The organism is Burkholderia sp. JKS000303, assembly GCF_002563755.1.
Classification (GTDB): Bacteria; Pseudomonadota; Gammaproteobacteria; order Burkholderiales; family Burkholderiaceae; genus Burkholderia; species Burkholderia anthina_B.
On sequence record NZ_PDBZ01000001.1, the window covers coordinates 208,037 to 226,144 of the forward strand.

Below are 18,108 nucleotides of genomic sequence, written 5' to 3' on the forward strand. Positions count from 1 at the left end.
AACGAACAACCGATGTCCTCCCACCAACACGATTCCGCCGCGGGCGCGTCGCACAGCCCGCTCTACGCCAAACTCCTCGGCGAAACCGCCAAGATCGACTGGTGCGATCTCGAACGCTTCTTCGCACAGGGCAAGTTGCTGTCGGTCGCGCGCGACCTCGATCTCGTCAGCGTCGCGGAAGCGATTGCCGACGACGCGTCGGAACAGGTCACGCGCTGGTTGTCCGCCGGCCTCGTCGCACGCATGCCAGCGGAAACCGCCGCCGACTACGCGGCGCGCAATCCGGAGCTGTGGGCGGTCGTCGTATCGCCATGGGTGTGCGTGCAGGAACGCGCCTGACGCGTCCGCCATGTCTGAATCCGCATTACCGCACGGGGCCGGCACCGGGCCGGCTGCCGGGTCGGTTGCCGTCTCGCACCGTCGCGTCCTCGCGCTCGCCTTCCCGATCGTCCTTGCGAACCTCACCCAGCCGATTCTCGGCGCGGTCGACACGGCCGTAGCCGGCCATCTCGACGGCGCGCAGTATCTCGGCGGCGTCGCGCTCGGCGGGCTGTTCTTCAATTTCGTGTTCTGGGGCTTCGGCTTCCTGCGCATGGGCACGACGGGCCTCGTCGCGCAGGCGCACGGCGCCGGCGACGCCGTCGGCATCCGCCTGAACGTGCTGCGCGCGCTGATCGTCGCATTCGCGCTCGGTGCGGCCGTGCTCGCCCTGCAAGTGCCGCTGCTGTCGTTCACGTTGACCGCGCTGGGCGGCAGCGACGCGGTTCGCGCGACGGCCCTCGCATACGGTCACGCCCGTATCTGGAGCGCCCCGTTCGCACTCGCGAACTACGTCGTGCTCGGCTATCTGCTCGGCGTGCAGCGCGTACGGCTCGCGCTCGTCGCACAGGTCTTCATCAACGCGGTGAACATCGGCGCGGTGTTGCTGTACGTGTACGGCTTCGGCTGGGGTATCGGCGGAATCGGCGCGGCGACCGCCACCGCAGACGCGTGCGGCTTCGCGCTCGGCGCCTGGATGCTGTGGCGGCTGCGGCCGCGCGGGCTGGCGCCGCTCGCCGCGCGCGACCTGATCGACCGCGCGGCACTCAAGCGGCTGATCGTGCTCAATCGCGACATCTTCCTGCGCACGCTGTGCCTACTCGGCGCATTCGGCTGGTTTGCACACCTCGGCGCGAAACAGGGTGACGCGACGCTCGCGGCCAACGCACTGCTGCTGAATTTCCAGACCTTCATGGCGTACGGGCTCGACGGCTTCGCACATGCGGCCGAGGCGCTCGTCGGCGCGGCGGCGGGTGCGCGCGATCGCGCCGCGCTCCGGCAAGCCGTGCGCGTCACGCTGCTGTGGTCCGTGCTCGGCGCGCTGCTGTTCGCACTCATCTATTGGGCGGCGGGCGGCTGGATCGTCGCACAGCTGACCGACCAGGCCGGGATCCGCGCAGTCGCGCTGCAATACCTGCCGTGGGCGGCGATCTCGCCGATCGTGTCCGTGTGGGGATTCCTGCTCGACGGCGTGTTCATCGGCGCGACGCAGACGCAATCGCTGATGCGCGCGATGGTCGCGTCGTTCGCAATCTTCATCGCTGCCACGCTGGCCGCCGTCGGCCCGTTCGGCAATCACGGGCTATGGTTCGCACTGCTGCTCTTCATGGTCGCGCGCGGCGCGACGCTCGCACGCTACCTGCCCGCGCTGATGCGCCGGATCGGCGCCGACGCGCCGGCTGCCGGCGCGTGACGGCCGCGCGGGCCGAGCATTATTTCGCCGGAGGCACCGACCCCGGCTCGCCGAGCATCGACGGCGGCGTCATGTCGGTCGGCACACCGTGATAATCGGCCGGGTCTTGCGGCGGATGGCCGCGACGGGCGTCACGGGGATCGCTGCTGCAGCCGGCAAGAATGGACGCGGCCAGCACGGCCAGCATGAAACGGGTCATCGAAAGCGCTCCGGAAAACGGCGCGCCCATCGCGCGCCAGAACCGGGCCGAGTCTAGCGGAATTCCGGGTTAGAGGTCGTCCCGCGCATGTTCTACTATGTACGCATGGCGCTGTGCCGTTGAAAGGAGGCTGCCATGACGTCTGAAGAAATCGCTGGCCTGATCGGCCTGTTCATCGGTCTGATGGTGCTCGTCGCCCTGTCCTACTTCGAGTCGCGCGAATACAAGCGCAGCCATGGCGGCGAAGGGATGATCCATCACTGGATGGCTGAACACCACCTGCTCGACTGGCGGCGCAAGCACTAGCAAGCCGCGCCGCCGTCCGGGCCGCCGCATGTGCGGCCCGCCTGCTGACGCACCCGCCCGGGCGCGCTGGAGAGCGGCGTACCGTCCGAATTAACGGGGTTCGATACCGTAGCATCGTCCGAATGGCCGAACGCCGTCGCGTGGCGGATTGCCAGGCGACGGCGTTCGCTTGCGCGCGCCGGACAGGCGCGCCGTGATCCGGACGATGCTCAGCCCAGGAAGTGCCGGGCGTAGCGTGCGTTGATATCCGACAGGCGGAACAGCGTGAGGAAATCCGCGCAATTGAAGTCGGGATCCCAGGCCGGCGCGCCGCAAATCTTCGCGCCGAGGCGCAGATAACCCTTGATCAGCGGCGGCGGCGCGACGGCCGTGCCCGTCTGCAGTTCGTCGACCGGCAACGCCGTATGCGGGAACGCGCGGTATTCCGGCGCCGTCAGCGAACCGGCCGACAGCGACTGATACAGGTTCGCCGCATAGTGGCCGCCGTCGGCCATCGACACGCTCGCGCAGCCGAGCATCGTTTCGTAGCCGTTCTGCATCATGTACGCGCCGAGGCCACCCCACAGCGCCATGATCACGGCGCCGCTGCGGTAATCGCTGTGCACGCACGAGCGACCGACCTCGACCATCTTGCCGCGCAGGTGCGTGAGACGCGACAGATCGAATTCGCCTTCCGCATACAGACGGCCGACACGCGCGGCCTGGTGCGGCGGCAGCACGCGGTACGTGCCGACCACCTTCAGCGTATCGAGATCGCGCACCAGCAGGTGGTCGCAATAGGCGTCGAACGGATCGACGTCGAGACCGGACGGACCGCTGAGCTGTGCGCCCATCTCCTCGGCGAATACGGTGTAACGCAGGCGCTGGGCTTCGCGCAGTTCATCTTCGGTACGCGCCCAGGCGGCGCGCAGACGGTATTCCGATGTGACGGTTTCAGCAGCGCGCGGCAGGTGGCGCCGCGTCGTGTCGAGGGGAAGCGAGGCAAAAGGGAGCGTAGGCGTCGGCAGTTCTCGCATTAGGCTTTCCTGGTCGTAAGGAAGAGGACGACATGCCAGCAATGTAGTAACCGGCCGTTACCGTTCTGTGGCACGACCGTGTCCTTTCAATGACGTGTCGCCGAACTGACTTTAGCAGAAAGCTTGCAAAACCGTATGATGAATGCCTTCAAGCCCTTTACACGAGGTCCGGGGTCAATACCGCGCGCAGCACGGCCTGCCGGCTGCCGTCGCGCGTGCGGCTCGCGAGCCACACGATGCCGCCCTTTTTGACGCTCCAGCTGTCGTCGCTGCCCGCGATCAGCTGCGCGGCGACGCTGCCGAGGGTCGGCTGGTGGCCGACGATCACGACCGTCGGTGCGATGCCTTCCGGCCAGCCGGCCGCCGTGAGCACGTCGTCGACGCTGCCGCCCGGCGCGAGCGCGTCGATCGTGCGGTACTGGTCGGTCAGCGCCTCGACCGTCTGCACCGTGCGGGCCGCCGGGCTCGCGAGGATCACGCTGCTCGATTCGAGCCGGCCGCGCAGCCATTTGGCCATGGCCTGCGCTTCCTTGCGCCCGCGGGTGGTCAACTGGCGCGCGAGGTCGCTTGCCGCGTAGTCCTCGGCTTCGGCGTGACGCCACAGGATCAGGTTCATCATGATTTCTCTCCATGCGTTGGCAACGATCCGGCCACACGTGCGTGCGCGGCGATCGCCATGCAAATTGTCGCCAATCGCGGCCGGCTCGGGATCACGTACCTCACATCATATGCATAACGTGATTGACTCCGTCACCGATTAGACGATATTATCTTTGGCTCGTCGGAGCGTAGCGCAGCCTGGTAGCGCATCTGATTTGGGATCAGAGGGTCGTAGGTTCGAATCCTATCGCTCCGACCACGATATACGACAAGGGTTGCAAGCCATCGCGCTTGCAACCCTTTTTCGTTTTTGTCGGCCATCACGAGCCGCGCGGCGCGCAACCCGCGCACGAATCTTGCGGGAACACGCGATAATGTCCGCGACCAACCCGCAACCGCGCATGAAAAAACACGCTATCAAGGCCGCCCTCTTCGGCGCGCTGCTCGCGCTCGGCGCGACCGGCACCGCGTCGGCCAAGTCGATCGACGGCGCGCTCGACTGCCACTCGAACGGCCACCAGTTCGTCGCACCGCTGCTCGCAGCCGGCGACATCCAGTCGGAGCCGATGCACGTCGAACCCAATTCGGTGAACGCGTTCCGCACGAACCATCCGCTGACCGCGTACGGCTTCGGCGTGTACGTCGTGCTCGGCTATCAGGCGAACGATCCGATTTTTCAGCCGGGCGACGGCACGCCGATCGGCGAGTGGGCGTACGGTGTCGTGGTACGCGGCACGAAAAACGCGGTCGAACAGGCCGTGCGCAAGGCCGGCAGCGACGCGACCGTCAAGCAGGCGTTTCCGTTCCTGACCGCGATCGTGTGCTCGGACTGAGCGCATCGCAACCCATGCAGGACCGCGGCAGCGCGCATCGGCGAGCCGCCACGCCCGCCTCACCGCGTCATTACGCGCCGGTATAGACGACGCGATACGGAATACCGACCTTCTCCCACTCCGCCGCTTCCTGGCTGAGGCTGTAGTCGGTCAGCGGGTTCTGCTCGACCCATGCGCTCGGCAGCCGCACTTCATAGCCACCCTTCTTCATCTGCGATACGGAGATGTTCGGCAGCCCCGCATCGGTCCGGCGCCGGCACAGCAGCGCCGCGAGCCGCAGGCAGAACAGCAGCGGCCATTCGACCTCGCGCGCCTGCGACAGCTTGCCGAGCTTGCCCGCATGACCGAGCACGAGCGCGGCGAGGCGCGCCTGGTCGGTCCGCGAGAAACCCGGCATGTCCGCGTTGCTCGCGATATAGGCCGAATGCTTGTGATACGCACTGTGCGAAATCGACAGACCGATCTCGTGCAACGCGGCGGCCCAGCCGAGGAACATCCGGCCTTCCTCGAGCGCTTCGTCGTCGGTTTCGTCGAGTTCGTCGTAGAACCGTGCCGCCAGCGCACCGATGCGCTCGGCCTGCGCGCGATCGACGCCATAGCGACGCGTGAAGCCCTCGACGGTCACCGCGCGCATGTCCTCGTGCTGGGTCCGGCCGAGCAGGTCGTACAGCACGCCCAGACGCAGCGCGCCGTCGGTCGTGTCGACGTAGTCGACGCCCAGTTCCTCGAACACCGCAAGCATGATCGCGAGGCCGCCGGCGAGCACCGGCACGCGATCGGGCTTCAGCGCAACCAGCTTCAGCCGGTTCACGTTCTCGGACTTGATCAGCGCGCGCTTCAGCCGTTCGAGGCCGCCGCGCGAAATACCGTGTGTGATGCCCGCGTCGTTGAAGCCGTTCGCCTCGACGAGTTCGGCGAGCGCACGCGCGGTACCGGACGAACCGATCGCCTGGTCCCACCCCGCCTTCTTGTACTCGCTGGAAATGATCTGGATCTCGCGCTTGGCCGCGAGTTCGGCCTGCCGCATCGTGTATTCGTCGACGTTGCCGGCCGGGAAGAATGCGCGGCTGTGACTCACGCAGCCGATATAGAGACTCTCCATCACGATCGGCGTGTAGTGCGAGCCGATGATGAATTCGGTCGAGCCGCCGCCGATGTCGACGACGAGCCGCTTGCCGGCACTCGCCGGCACCGAATGCGCGGCACCCGCATAGATCAGGCGCGCCTCTTCGCGGCCCGCGATCACTTCGATCGGGAAACCGAGCGCCGCTTCGGCCTCGCCGAGAAATTCGCCCGCGTTCTTCGCGACGCGCAGCGTGTTGGTCGCCACCGCGCGCACATGATCGGGATGGAAGTCGCGCAGGCGCTCGCCGAACCGCTTGAGTGCCTCCCAGCCACGCTCCTGCGACGCGCGATCGAGCATCTTGTCGCTCGACAGGCCCGCGGCCAGTCGCACGGGCTCACGCAGCGCATCGACGGGATAGATCTGGCTGCCCGCCGGCGTTTCCTCGATGCGTCCGACGATCAGCCGGAAGCTGTTCGAGCCGAGATCCACGGCAGCCAGCAAGTGGGGGGATGTAACCATCAGAAGGGGGCTCCGTGCGCGTTCCCCCGCAGTCGCCGGTCCGGGCACCGCAGGGCGATCAATCAAAGGCGACATTTTAAGCGTGGAACGCTTGCCGTTGCCACGCTTCACGGGCATGTACACCGGTAGATTGTATATGTCCGAAACATTTATGAGACAAAATGGTTCCAGCGTAGAATTTCCCGATATAAATACACCCTTGTCATCATCACGTCATCGTACCGTGAGAGTTTCCGAGCGTCCTTTCGAATCATCGCCCGAATCACCCCCTACTCTGCCGATGTCCGTCCGTTATCCACTTCTCAATCGTGAACTGGGCATCCTCGGTTTCAACGAGCGTGTACTGGCCCAGGCGGCCGACCCGCAAATTCCGTTGCTCGAGCGCTTGCGTTTCATCTGCATCACGAGCAGCAACCTCGACGAATTCTTCGAAGTCCGGATGGCGGGCCTTCAGGAACAGATTCGCGACAACCCCGGTGCACTGACGCCCGACGGCATGTCGTTACAGCATGCTTACGACCTCGTCGTCGAGCGCGCGCAGCGACTGGTCCACCGTCAGTACACGATGCTGCACGAAACCGTGCTGCCCGCGCTCGAGCAGGAAGGCATCTACTTCCATGCGAGCGAGACGTGGAACGACGCGCAGCTCGAATGGGCGCGCGGCTACTTCTTCGATGAACTGCTGCCGGTGCTCACGCCGATCGGCCTCGATCCCGCCCACCCGTTCCCGCGCGTGCTGAACAAGAGCCTGAACTTCGTCGTCGAGCTCGAAGGCCGCGACGCGTTCGGCCGCCAGGCCGTGATGGGCATCGTGCAGGCGCCGCGCGCGCTGCCGCGCGTCGTGCGCATGCCGCAGGCGCTGTCGGGCTTCGAGCACGGCTTCGTGTTGCTCAGCTCGTTCATGCAGCGCTTTGTCGGCGAACTGTTCCCGCAACTCGTCGTGAAGAGTTGCAACCAGTTCCGCATCACGCGCAACAGCGAGCTGTTCGTCGACGAGGACGAAATCACGAACCTGCGCGTCGCGCTGCAGGGCGAACTGCCCGCGCGCCACCTCGGCAACGCGGTGCGGCTCGAAGTGTCGGCCGACACGCCGTCGCACATCGTGCGACGCCTGCTCGAGGAAAGCCTGCTCGACGACAGGGACTGCTATCGCGTGGCCGGCTCGGTGAACCTCGTGCGCCTGATGCAGATTCCCGATCTCGTCGATCGCCCCAACCTGAAGTTCGCGCCGTTCACCGCATCGATTCCGCCCGCGATCACGAATGTGCCGACGATGTTCGACGCAATCGACAACGGCGACATCCTGCTGCACCACCCGTACGAGAGCTTCCAGCCGGTGCTCGAACTGCTGCAGCAGGCCGCGAAGGACCCGAGCGTCGTCGCGATCAAGCAGACGATCTACCGCACCGGCACCGATTCGCCGCTGATGGACGCGCTGATGGAAGCCGCGCGCAACGGCAAGGAAGTGACCGTCGTCGTCGAACTGCTCGCGCGCTTCGACGAGGAAACCAACATCAACTGGGCGTCGCAGCTCGAGGCCGTCGGCGCGCATGTCGTGTACGGCGTGGTCGGCCACAAGTGCCACGCGAAGATGATGCTGATCGTGCGGCGCGTCGTGCAGGGCGGCAAGGCATCGCTGCGCCGCTACGTGCACCTCGGCACCGGCAACTATCACCCGCGCACCGCCCGCCTCTACACGGACTTCGGGCTGATGACGGCCGACCAGAAGATCTGCGAGGACGTCCACCACGTGTTCCAGCAACTGACCGGGATCGGCGGCGAGCTGACGCTGCACGATCTGTGGCAGTCGCCGTTCACGCTGCATCCGCGCATCATCGAATCGATCCGCGCAGAAATCGACAACGCACGCGCCGGCAAGCGCGCGCGCGTGGTGGCGAAGATGAACGCGCTGCTGGAGCCGTCGGTGATCGCCGCGCTGTACGAAGCGTCGCAGGCGGGCGTCAAGGTCGACCTGATCGTGCGCGGCGTGTGCGCACTGAAGCCGGGTGTGCCGGGACTGTCGGAAAACATCACGGTGCGCTCGATCGTCGGCCGCTTCCTCGAACACCACCGCATCTACTATTTCCATGCGGGCGGCGCCGAAGATGTCTATCTGTCGAGCGCCGACTGGATGGATCGCAACCTGTTCCGCCGCGTCGAAGTCGCGTTCCCGATTCGCGAGCGCAAGCTGAAGCGCCGCGTGATCGCCGAAGGCTTGTCGGTCTGCCTCGGCGACAACCAGTCGGCATGGCTGATGCACAGCGACGGCCACTACCGCCGGCGCCGTGCGGGCAAGACGATCCGCAGTGCGCAGCTCGGCTTGCTCGCGAAGTTCTGCTCGTAGGAAGGCGACGCATCCGGCGCGCGCGTTCTGGCGCGCCGGGCAGCAAACGAAAAAGGCACAGCCCGCGGGCTGTGCCTTTTTCGTTTCAGGTCGCACGCGTGAACAACGCGCACGATCCGCATCAAGCCATCACATCTTCACGCCTCGAACGTGGCCGGCCGGATCGCGATGATTCGCGCGGCCGGGAAGCGCGCGGTAAACGTGCTGCCGCGCCCTTCCTCGCTCTGCACGTACAGGTGCGAGTCGTGCCGCTGCAGCACGTGCTTGACGATCGCGAGGCCGAGGCCCGTGCCGCCCGTATCGCGCGAGCGGCTGCGGTCGACGCGGTAGAAGCGCTCGGTGAGCCGCGGCAGGTCGGCGGCCGGAATGCCGAAGCCACTGTCGGTGACGGAGAACACGCCCTGCGCACCCTCGCGTCGCCACGTCACGCAGATCTTGCCGCCATCGGGCGTATAGCGGATCGCGTTGGTGACGAGATTCGCGAACGCGCTGAACACCTCGGTCTGCGCGCCCGTGACGCCGAGCGTCTCGTCGATCGTGAAGGCGATCTCGTGATGCCCGTTCGACAGCGTCTGCGCATCTTCCTTCAGATGGTCGAACACGGCACGCATGTCGATCGCGCGATCGGTCGGCGGCTTGCTCTCGCCCTCGAGCTTCGCGAGCACCAGCAGGTCGGTCACGATGTGCCGCATCCGCGAGGCCTGCTGCTCCATCATCTCGAGATAGCGCGCGCGATCTTCCTCGTTCAGCGGCAGCTCGCGCATCGTCTCGAGAAAGCCCGACAACACGGTAAGCGGCGTCTTCAACTCGTGCGACACGTTCGCGACGAAGTCGCGGCGCATCGCGTCGGTACGCTCGAGCTCGGTGATGTCCTGCGTGAGCAGCAGCTTGCGGTTCTCGCCGTACGGAAACACCTGCACGGCCAGCACGTTCTGCCGCGAGTCGCCCATCCCGCGCATCACGAGCGTCTCGTCGTAATGCTGCGCGTTCAGGTAGCGGACGAAATCCGGATGACGCACCAGGTTCGTGACGTGCTGGCGCAGGTCGCGCTTCGCATCGAGGCCGAAGTGCACCTCGGCGATCGCGTTGCACCACTCGATCTGGTCGTGGTCGTCGAGCATCGCGACGCCGTTCGGCGACGCCTGGATCGCCTGGATGAAGCGCGAATGCTGCTGTTCGACCTGCCGCACCTGCGCATGCCACTGCTTCGCGAGCTTGTGCAGCCGGTAGTAGATTTCGCCCCAGATGCCCGGTGCGCTCGGCACCTCGCCATAGACGGGCGCATCGAGCAGACGCCACAGGCGTTGCGTATGGAAGGTACTGAAGAAGCCCTGCGCGACCAGCATCACGACCGCGAACCCGAGGGCCGCGGTCGGGCCGGCGAACACGCCGACCAATACGCTGATCAGCACGAGCAGCACGAGCGACACGAGAAAGCGCGCCCAGATGATGTTCATGATTCAGCGCCCGAGAGAATGAACGGCATGCCGTGGCACACGGCATGTCCGGAACGATACGTTACGCGTGCTTGGCGAGCCGGTAGCCGCTGCCGCGCACGGTCTCGATCATCGCATCGCAGCCGGCCGGTTTCAAGGCCGCGCGCAATCGTTTGATGTGGACGTCGACGGTGCGCTCTTCGACGAACACGTGATCGCCCCAGACCTGATCGAGCAGTTGCGTGCGGCTGTGCACGCGCTCCGGGTGCGTCATGAAGAAATGCAGCAGGCGGAATTCGGTCGGACCGAGATCGAGCTTGATCTCGCTGCCGTCGCCGTGCGCGGCCACGCGATGCGTGGCCGGGTCGAGCCGCAGCCCGTTGATCGACACGACGTCCTCGGTCAGCTGCGGCGCACGGCGGCGCAGCACGGCCTTGATGCGCGCCATCAGTTCCTTCGGCGAGAACGGCTTGGTCACGTAGTCGTCCGCGCCGATTTCGAGGCCGAGCACCTTGTCCTGCTCGTCGCCGCGCGCGGTCAGCATGATGATCGGGATGTGCTTGGTCCGTTCGTTGTTGCGCAGGTCGCGCGCAAACGCGATACCGGACTTGCCCGGCAGCATCCAGTCGAGCAGCACGAGATCGGGCAGCACATCGCTGATCAGGTTCTGCGCCTGCTCCGCGTTGTACGCGCGGATCGGGCAGTGACCGGCATGCTGGAGATTCACCGAGATCAGTTCGGAAATCGCGGGCTCATCTTCAACGACGAGAATGTTGCTGGGCATCGGCACCTCTTTTTTTCCCTGTACGTAGACGCGTTAACTGTTGGCTTCGCGATCGAGCGTGTCGCGCGGCTGGTGCCGCACGTCGGTGCCCTTCACGATGTAGATGATGAACTCGGCGATGTTCTTCGCGTGGTCGCCGATCCGTTCGATCGCCTTCGCGATGAACAGGTATTCGAGACCGACCGAGATCGTGCGCGGATCTTCCTGCATGTACGACACGAGCTTGCGCACGAACGCACGGAATTCCTGGTCGATTTCCTTGTCGTCCTTGACGATCTGCGCGGCGGCCACCGTATCGAGGCGCGCGAACGCGTCGAGCGCGCGGCGCAGGATCGTCACGGCCATCTCGCCCGATATCTTGATCTCGGCGATGTTCACCGTGCGCGCGGCCGGTTCGTCGACCAGGCGACGCACGCGCTTCGCGATCTTCTCGGCCTCGTCGCCGGCGCGCTCGAGGTTCGTAATCGTTTTCGAAATCGACATCAGAAGACGCAGGTCACGCGCGGCAGGCTGTCTCCGCGCGATGATGTTGCCGCACTCCTGGTCGATCTCGACTTCCATCGCGTTCAGCGTTTCCTCGGCCGTGATCACGCGCTCGGCCGCGTCGCGGTCGAACTCGTTCAGCGCGTGCATCGCGCCGACGATCTGCGACTCGACGAGCCCGCCCATTTCCAGCACTTTCGACGACACGGCATTGAGATCCGCATCGAACTGGCTCGACAGATGTTTATCCGACATGGTTGTTGTTCTCCGTCATCAGCCGAAGCGGCCGGTGATGTAGTCTTCCGTTTCCTTGCGCACCGGCTTGATGAAGATCTTTTCGGTTTCGCCGAATTCGATCAGCTCGCCCAGGTACATGTAGGCCGTGAAGTCCGAGCAGCGCGCAGCCTGCTGCATGTTGTGCGTGACGATCACGACCGTGTAGTCGCTCTTCAGCTCCGCGATCAGCTCTTCGATGCGGCCCGTCGAGATCGGGTCGAGCGCCGAGCACGGCTCGTCGAGCAGCAGCACTTCCGGACGGATCGCGATGCCGCGCGCGATGCACAGACGCTGCTGCTGGCCGCCGGACAGACCATAGCCGCTCTGGTTCAGCTTGTCCTTCACTTCGTTCCACAGCGCGGCTTTCGTCAGCGCCCACTCGACGCGATCGTCCATCTCCGAGCGCGTGAGCTTTTCGAACATCTTCACGCCGAACGCGATGTTGTCGTAGATCGACATCGGGAACGGGGTCGGCTTCTGGAACACCATGCCGATCCGCGCGCGCAGCAGCGAAATGTCGCGCTTGGTGGTCAGCAGGTTCTCGCCGTCCATCATGATTTCGCCTTCGGCGCGCTGCTCCGGATAGAGCGCGTACATCTTGTTGAACGTGCGCAGCAGCGTCGACTTGCCGCAGCCCGACGGGCCGATGAACGCCGTCACCTTCCCTTCGGGAATGCGCAGGTTGATGTTCTTCAGCGCGTGGAACTTGTTGTAGAAGAAGTTGAGGTTGTTGACCTCGATCTTCGCGTTCAGCGGCTCCAGCGGACGGCCATGCGTCGCGTCTTGCGTGCCGGCGGGCGCTGCGGTGCGCTCGACGGGATTCAGGTGGCTCTCTGCCATATTCATCGGATTGCTCCGCCGTTACTTTTTCGAGAAGATCGAGCGCGCCAGGACGTTGAGTCCGAGCACCCCGAGCGTAATCAGGAACACGCCTGCCCATGCGAGCGACTGCCATTCCGCGAACGGGCTCATCGCGAACTTGTAGATCGTGACGGGCAGGTTGGCCATCGGCTGGCTCATGTCCCACGAGAAGAACTGGTTCGACAGGGCCGTGAACAGCAGCGGCGCCGTTTCGCCGGCGATCCGTGCGATCGCGAGCAGCACGCCCGTCACGATCCCGCCGACCGACGCGCGCAGCGTGATCTTCAGCACCATGCGCCACTTCGGCGTACCGAGCGCGACGGCCGCTTCGCGCAGCGCGTTCGGCACGAGCTTCAGCATGTTCTCGGTCGTGCGGATCACGATCGGAATCTGCAGCAGCGCGAGCGCGATGACGCCGGCCCAGCCCGAGAAGCGGCCGGACTTCGCGACCACGATCGCGTACACGAACAGGCCGATCACGATCGACGGTGCCGACAACAGGATGTCGTTGATGAAGCGGATCGTGCCTGCCAGCAGGTTCTTCTGGCCGTATTCGGCGAGATAGACGCCCGCGAGGATGCCGATCGGCGTGCCGATCAGCGTGCCGAAACCGCACAGCAGCAAGCTGCCGACGATCGCGTTCGCGAGACCGCCGCCCTCGGTGTTCGGTGCCGGCGTCGATTCGGTGAACAGCTGCAGCGACAGGCCGCCGATACCGAGGTGCACGGTCGTGTACAGGATCCACACGAGCCACAGCAGGCCGAATGCCATCGCGCCGAGCGACGCGGCGAGCGCGATCGCGTTGGTGACCTTGCGCTTGCGCTGCAGGCGGTTGCGCATCGCGTCGAGCATGGCGCCGTCCGGCCCCGGGAAATTCATGATGGGCTCGCTCATTTCTTGCCCTCTCCCTTCTCGAGACGCAGCAGCAGCAGTTTGGAGATGGACAGCACGATGAACGTGATCACGAACAGGATCAGGCCCAGTTCCATCAGGGCGGATGTATGCAGGCCGGGCTCCGCTTCCGCGAATTCGTTCGCGAGCGCCGACGTGATGCTGTTACCCGACGCGAACAGCGACACGCTGTCGAGCAGGTTCGTGTTGCCGATCACGAAGGTCACGGCCATCGTTTCGCCGAGTGCGCGGCCGAGGCCGAGCATCACGCCGCCGATCACGCCGGTCTTCGTATAGGGCAGCACGACCTTCCACATCACTTCCCACGTCGTGCAGCCGATCCCGTACGCCGATTCCTTCAGCAGCACGGGCGTGACTTCGAACACGTCGCGCATCACCGACGCGATGTACGGGATGATCATGATCGCGAGGATCACGCCGGCCGCGAGAATGCCGATGCCGATGGGCGGGCCTGCCGTCAGCGGGCCGAGCACCCACACGTCCTGGAACAGACGGCCGATCGGCTTCTGGAAATATTCGGCGAAGATGGGGGCGAACACGAGCAGGCCCCACATGCCGTACACGATCGACGGAATCGCGGCGAGCAGCTCGATCGCGATGCCGAGCGGGCGGCGCAGCCACACGGGCGACAGTTCGGTGAGGAAGAGCGCGATGCCGAAGCTGACCGGCACCGCGATGACGAGTGCAATGAGCGACGTCACGATCGTGCCGTAGATCGGCACGAGTGCGCCATAGACATCCGAGTTCGGATCCCACTCGGATTGCCACAGGAAGCCGAGGCCGAACTTCTCGATGGTCGGCAGCGACGCAATGATCAGGGAAACGATGATCCCGCCCAGCAGCAGCAGGGTCACGATCGCGGCAAGCCGTGCAAGGCCGCCGAAGATAACGTCGCCGAGACGGCTCGGCGCGCGCTGCGACGCGGCGTCGGCGGACCGGGAAGACGTATAGGAAATTTCAGACATGGGTGCCTGTTCTGGATCGCCGGGCGCCGTGACGCCCGGCCTTACCGCACACGCTACCCGGCCTGCACGGCCGGGCAGCGAACCGCTGTATTGCTTACTCCGCGGCGACCGGCTTGCCCGATGCGTCCGTGACCTTCACCTTCCACTGCTTGCGGATCTCGGCCGTGACTGCCGGCGGCAGCGAGATGTAGTCGAGGCTGTCGGCAGCCTTCTCGCCGTTCTTGAACGCCCAGTCGAAGAACTTCAGCGTTTCGGCGCCCTGGCCCGGCTTGTCCTGCTTCGCGTGCAGCAGCACGAACGTCGCGCCGACGACCGGCCATGCTTCCTTGCCCGGCTCGTCCGTCAGGATCTGGTAGAACGACTTCGACCAGTTCGCGCCTGCAGCCGCTGCCTTGAACGTTTCGGTCTTCGGCTCGACGACGGCACCCGACGTGTTCTTCAGCGCCGTGTACGTCATGTTGTTCTTCTTCGCGTACGCCCATTCGACGTAGCCGATTGCGCCCGGCAGACGCTGCACGAAGGCCGCAACGCCGTCGTTGCCCTTGCCGCCCGTGCCCGTCGGCCAGTTGACCGTCGTGCCTTCGCCGATCTTCGACTTCCAGTCGCTGTTGACCTTCGACAGGTAGTTCGTCCAGATGAAGCTCGTGCCCGAACCGTCAGCGCGGCGAACGACTGCGATGTCCGTATCCGGCAGCTTGACCTTCGGGTTCAGTGCAGCGATCGCCGGGTCGTTCCACTTCTTGATCTTGCCGAGGTAGATGTCGCCGAGCACCGGGCCCGACAGCGTCAGTTCACCGGCCTTCACGCCCGGCACGTTGACGACCGGCACCACGCCGCCGACCACCGTCGGGAACTGGAACAGGCCTTCCTTCTCGAGCTCGTCGTCCTTCAGCGGAGCGTCCGAACCGGCAAAATCGACCGTCTTCGCGTTGATCTGCTTCAGGCCGCCCGACGAACCGATACCTTGGTAGTTCACCTTCGCGCCGCCGGACTGCTGGTAGTCAGCAGCCCATTTCGTATAGATCGGCATCGCGAACGTGCTGCCTGCGCCCGTGATGTCGGCAGCTTGCGCGGCGACTGCGAAAAGCGCGCCAGCCAGGCCGGCAATCGCGGTTTGCATCAATTTCATGAGACCTCCAGTGTGTGAGCGGATGACTACGGCACCGCGAAGGTTAGGGGCTCCTCATGACGGTAATGTGACAATCAATGAAACTGGCGTGACAGTAACATGACCGGTTGAAAGGGTGTGGCGGGCGGTGCGCACGGGGTCGTGGAAGCCCCGCGCGGCGGGGATGGCGGCAAGAATTGCCGGTCCGGGAGAGGTGCCCGGACACCCGCTGACGGGAGGGATCAGCGAGTCGTGGCGCGGCGAAAACGGGGCCGGAAAGCCCCGTCGACGCATCGACACGATCAGGGTCGAGCCGCATCTTCCGTCAGACGAAATCCGCGTCGAAGGCGCCTTTCAGTTAGATCGCAAACCTTTGCGACCCACGAAAATGCGGCGCCCGAAGGCGCCGCTTGTCGATGCACCGAAGGGCGATGCGCACGCGGCCGGACCGTCGTACGCTCGCCGCTGCGGGTCAGGCCGTTGCTTCGCGCACCGCGTCGGCAATCGCCTCCGCGTGGCGGGTCGCGTCAGCCGCCAGCTGCGCCTCCACCATCACGCGCAGCACGGGCTCGGTGCCCGACGCGCGGATCAGCACGCGGCCGCGGTCGGCCAGCGCGCGCTCAGCCGCGTCGATCGCCGCGCGAATCGATGCGCTGCCCTTCCAGTCGGCATCCGGCTTCATCCGGACGTTGATCAGCTTCTGCGGGAACAGCGTGACGCCGTCGAGCATCTGCGCGAGCGTGCGGCCGCTGCGCTTGAGCGCGGCCAGCACGAGCAGCGCCGACACGATGCCGTCGCCGGTCGAATGCCGGTCGAGCGACAGGATGTGGCCCGAGCCTTCCGCGCCGAGCTGCCAGCCGTGCTCGCGCAACTGCTCGAGCACGTAGCGGTCGCCGACCGCCGCGCGCACGAACTTCACGCCTTCGCGCTGCAACGCGACTTCGACCGCGAGGTTCGTCATCAGCGTGCCGACTGCGCCGTCGACCTTGCCGTCGGTCGCGATGCGGTCCTTCACGAGCACGTAGAGCAGCTCGTCGCCGTTGAACAGCCGGCCCGTCGCATCGACGACCTGCAGGCGGTCCGCATCGCCGTCGAGCGCGATGCCGAGGTCCGCATGGTTCGCCCGCACCGCGCGCACCAGCGCGTCAGGCGCCGTCGCGCCGACGCCGTCGTTGATGTTGAAGCCGTTCGGCGCGACGCCAATCGGGATCACGTCCGCGCCGAGCTCGTGGAACACGTGCGGCGCGATCTGGTATGCCGCGCCGTGCGCGCAGTCGATCACGAGCTTCAGCCCGCGCAGGTCGAACGCGGCCGGGAACGTGCTCTTGCAGAACTCGATGTAGCGGCCGGCCGCGTCGTCTAGGCGGCGCGCCTTGCCGAGACCGTCCGACGCCGCACATTCGAGCGGCTTGTCGAGCCACGCTTCGATCGCGGCTTCGGTGTCGTCGGGCAGCTTGTTGCCGTCCGCGGAAAAGAACTTGATGCCGTTGTCGTGATACGGGTTGTGCGACGCGCTGATCACGACGCCGGCCGACAGGCGCAGCGCACGCGTCAGGTACGCGACGCCCGGCGTCGGCATTGGGCCGGCCAGCATCACGTCGACGCCGGCGGCCGAAAAGCCGGCCTCGAGCGCGGCCTCGAGCATGTAGCCCGACACGCGCGTGTCCTTGCCGATCAGCACCGTCGGGCGCGCACCCGCCGCGACGTCGGCCGAGCCGGCCAGTACCTTGCCGGCGGCATAACCGAGGCGCAACACGAAATCGGGCGTGATGGGCGCCTCGCCCACCGTGCCGCGAATGCCGTCCGTGCCGAAATATCGACGTCCCATGGCGAATCTTCCTCCTTCGTCTTCTTGACTTATCGTTGCCGCGCGGCTTCGCGCACGGCGTTCCATACCTTCAGCGCATCGACCGTCGCGGCGACGTCGTGCACGCGCACGATCGCCGCGCCCCGCCCGACCGCACACAACGCGGCCGCCACGCTCGCCGCGACGCGCTCCATCGGCGGCTTGCCGCCGATCACCGCGCCGAGCATCGACTTGCGCGACATGCCCGCGAGAATCGGATAAGCGCGCCCGTCGGGCCGCACGGGCGCCGTGTCCGGCAACGCGGCCAGCAGCGCGTAATTGTCGTCGACCACGGCCTTGCCGAACCCGAAGCCCGGATCGACACAGATCCGCTCCGGCGCGACGCCCGCATCGCGCAGCGCCTGCGCGCGTTCAGCGAGAAAATCGCGCACGTCGGTCACGACGTCGCCGTAGTCCGGCTCGCCGACCTGCATCGTCTGCGGCTCGCCGAGCATGTGCATCGCGCACAACCCGCTGTTGCCTTCGCGCACCGCGTCGATCGCTCCCGGCTGGCGGAATCCCCAGATGTCGTTGATCAGGTCCGCGCCGGCAGCGAGCGCCGCGCGCATCACGGCCGGCTTGTAGGTGTCGATCGACAGCGGCACGTTCAACGGCCGCAGCGCTTCGACCAGCGGGATCACACGCGCGAGCTCCTCGTCGAGCGGCACCGGCGGCGCACCAGGGCGCGTCGATTCGCCGCCGATATCGATCAGGTCGACCCCATCGGCGATCATCCGCTCGGCCTGGCGCAGCGCGTCGTCGCGCGCGAGGAAACGGCCGCCGTCGGAAAACGAATCGGGGGTCGCGTTGACGATGCCCATC

18 protein-coding genes and 1 tRNA gene are annotated in these 18,108 nt (G+C 65.8%); 6 read left to right on the top strand and 13 right to left on the bottom strand.

Features of this window, described 5'->3' with window-relative positions:
* Nucleotides 1-12 precede the first annotated feature (12 nt).
* Nucleotides 13-339: a DUF2288 domain-containing protein gene (locus tag BX604_RS00905; RefSeq protein WP_098549159.1), complete on the top strand. Its 327-nt coding sequence runs from the start codon at nt 13-15 to the stop codon at nt 337-339.
* Nucleotides 340-349: 10 nt separating this feature from the next.
* Nucleotides 350-1,732, top strand: a complete 1,383-nt coding sequence (locus tag BX604_RS00910) for an MATE family efflux transporter (RefSeq protein ID WP_098549160.1) — start codon at nt 350-352, stop codon at nt 1,730-1,732.
* Nucleotides 1,733-1,751: 19 nt separating this feature from the next.
* Here BX604_RS00910 and BX604_RS00915 read toward each other — a convergent pair whose 3' ends face one another.
* Nucleotides 1,752-1,931: a hypothetical protein gene (locus BX604_RS00915; RefSeq protein ID WP_098552664.1), complete on the bottom strand. Its 180-nt coding sequence runs from the start codon at nt 1,929-1,931 to the stop codon at nt 1,752-1,754.
* Nucleotides 1,932-2,066: 135 nt separating this feature from the next.
* Here BX604_RS00915 and BX604_RS38860 point away from each other — a divergent pair, with 135 nt between their 5' ends.
* A complete protein-coding gene (locus tag BX604_RS38860) occupies nt 2,067-2,237 on the top strand; it encodes a hypothetical protein (RefSeq protein WP_167357983.1) in 171 nt (56 codons plus the stop codon).
* Between the two features lie 209 nt (nt 2,238-2,446).
* Here BX604_RS38860 and BX604_RS00920 read toward each other — a convergent pair whose 3' ends face one another.
* Both BX604_RS00920 and sixA read right to left on the bottom strand, forming a co-directional pair.
* The gene (locus BX604_RS00920; RefSeq protein ID WP_098549161.1) at nt 2,447-3,253 is read right to left on the bottom strand and encodes a GNAT family N-acetyltransferase; all 807 of its coding nucleotides are present in this window, start codon (nt 3,251-3,253) and stop codon (nt 2,447-2,449) included.
* Between the two features lie 157 nt (nt 3,254-3,410).
* Complete coding sequence (sixA, locus tag BX604_RS00925) at nt 3,411-3,872, bottom strand: phosphohistidine phosphatase SixA (protein ID WP_098549162.1); 462 nt, start codon at nt 3,870-3,872, stop codon at nt 3,411-3,413.
* Nucleotides 3,873-4,035: 163 nt separating this feature from the next.
* On the opposite strand from sixA, the gene BX604_RS00930 reads away from it, so the two are divergent.
* Nucleotides 4,036-4,112: transfer RNA gene (locus BX604_RS00930), tRNA-Pro, on the top strand.
* A gap of 142 nt (nt 4,113-4,254) precedes the next feature.
* Entirely contained in the window at nt 4,255-4,686 is a 432-nt protein-coding gene (locus BX604_RS00935) for a hypothetical protein (RefSeq protein ID WP_143747985.1), read from the top strand.
* 70 nt (nt 4,687-4,756) lie between these two features.
* Here BX604_RS00935 and ppx read toward each other — a convergent pair whose 3' ends face one another.
* Nucleotides 4,757-6,271: an exopolyphosphatase gene (gene ppx / locus BX604_RS00940; RefSeq protein ID WP_098549164.1), complete on the bottom strand. Its 1,515-nt coding sequence runs from the start codon at nt 6,269-6,271 to the stop codon at nt 4,757-4,759.
* 280 nt (nt 6,272-6,551) lie between these two features.
* On the opposite strand from ppx, the gene ppk1 reads away from it, so the two are divergent.
* Nucleotides 6,552-8,615: a polyphosphate kinase 1 gene (ppk1, locus tag BX604_RS00945; protein ID WP_098549165.1), complete on the top strand. Its 2,064-nt coding sequence runs from the start codon at nt 6,552-6,554 to the stop codon at nt 8,613-8,615.
* Nucleotides 8,616-8,752: 137 nt separating this feature from the next.
* On the opposite strand, the gene phoR is transcribed toward ppk1, so the two are convergent.
* The 9 genes from phoR to folP all read right to left on the bottom strand — a co-directional run bounded on the left by phoR (nt 8,753) and on the right by folP (nt 18,107).
* The gene (gene phoR / locus BX604_RS00950) at nt 8,753-10,072 is read right to left on the bottom strand and encodes a phosphate regulon sensor histidine kinase PhoR (protein WP_098549166.1); all 1,320 of its coding nucleotides are present in this window, start codon (nt 10,070-10,072) and stop codon (nt 8,753-8,755) included.
* 61 nt (nt 10,073-10,133) lie between these two features.
* Nucleotides 10,134-10,835: a phosphate regulon transcriptional regulator PhoB gene (gene phoB, locus BX604_RS00955; protein ID WP_006750313.1), complete on the bottom strand. Its 702-nt coding sequence runs from the start codon at nt 10,833-10,835 to the stop codon at nt 10,134-10,136.
* A gap of 33 nt (nt 10,836-10,868) precedes the next feature.
* Nucleotides 10,869-11,573, bottom strand: a complete 705-nt coding sequence (phoU, locus tag BX604_RS00960) for a phosphate signaling complex protein PhoU (protein WP_098549167.1) — start codon at nt 11,571-11,573, stop codon at nt 10,869-10,871.
* 18 nt (nt 11,574-11,591) lie between these two features.
* Nucleotides 11,592-12,440 (bottom strand): phosphate ABC transporter ATP-binding protein PstB, encoded by an 849-nt coding sequence (gene pstB / locus BX604_RS00965; RefSeq protein WP_098549168.1) that lies wholly within the window; start codon nt 12,438-12,440, stop codon nt 11,592-11,594.
* Nucleotides 12,441-12,455: 15 nt separating this feature from the next.
* On the bottom strand, nt 12,456-13,349 hold the full coding sequence (gene pstA / locus BX604_RS00970) for a phosphate ABC transporter permease PstA (RefSeq protein ID WP_098549169.1): 894 nt from the start codon (nt 13,347-13,349) through the stop codon (nt 12,456-12,458).
* Nucleotides 13,346-14,332 (bottom strand): phosphate ABC transporter permease PstC, encoded by a 987-nt coding sequence (gene pstC, locus BX604_RS00975; RefSeq protein ID WP_098549170.1) that lies wholly within the window; start codon nt 14,330-14,332, stop codon nt 13,346-13,348. The genes pstA and pstC overlap by 4 nt, the downstream gene beginning before the upstream one ends.
* A gap of 94 nt (nt 14,333-14,426) precedes the next feature.
* On the bottom strand, nt 14,427-15,461 hold the full coding sequence (gene pstS / locus BX604_RS00980) for a phosphate ABC transporter substrate-binding protein PstS (RefSeq protein ID WP_098549171.1): 1,035 nt from the start codon (nt 15,459-15,461) through the stop codon (nt 14,427-14,429).
* A 451-nt stretch (nt 15,462-15,912) separates the two neighbouring features.
* Complete coding sequence (gene glmM, locus BX604_RS00990) at nt 15,913-17,268, bottom strand: phosphoglucosamine mutase (protein ID WP_098549172.1); 1,356 nt, start codon at nt 17,266-17,268, stop codon at nt 15,913-15,915.
* Between the two features lie 29 nt (nt 17,269-17,297).
* Nucleotides 17,298-18,107 (bottom strand): dihydropteroate synthase, encoded by an 810-nt coding sequence (gene folP / locus BX604_RS00995; protein WP_396330539.1) that lies wholly within the window; start codon nt 18,105-18,107, stop codon nt 17,298-17,300.
* Nucleotide 18,108: the final 1 nt, after the last annotated feature.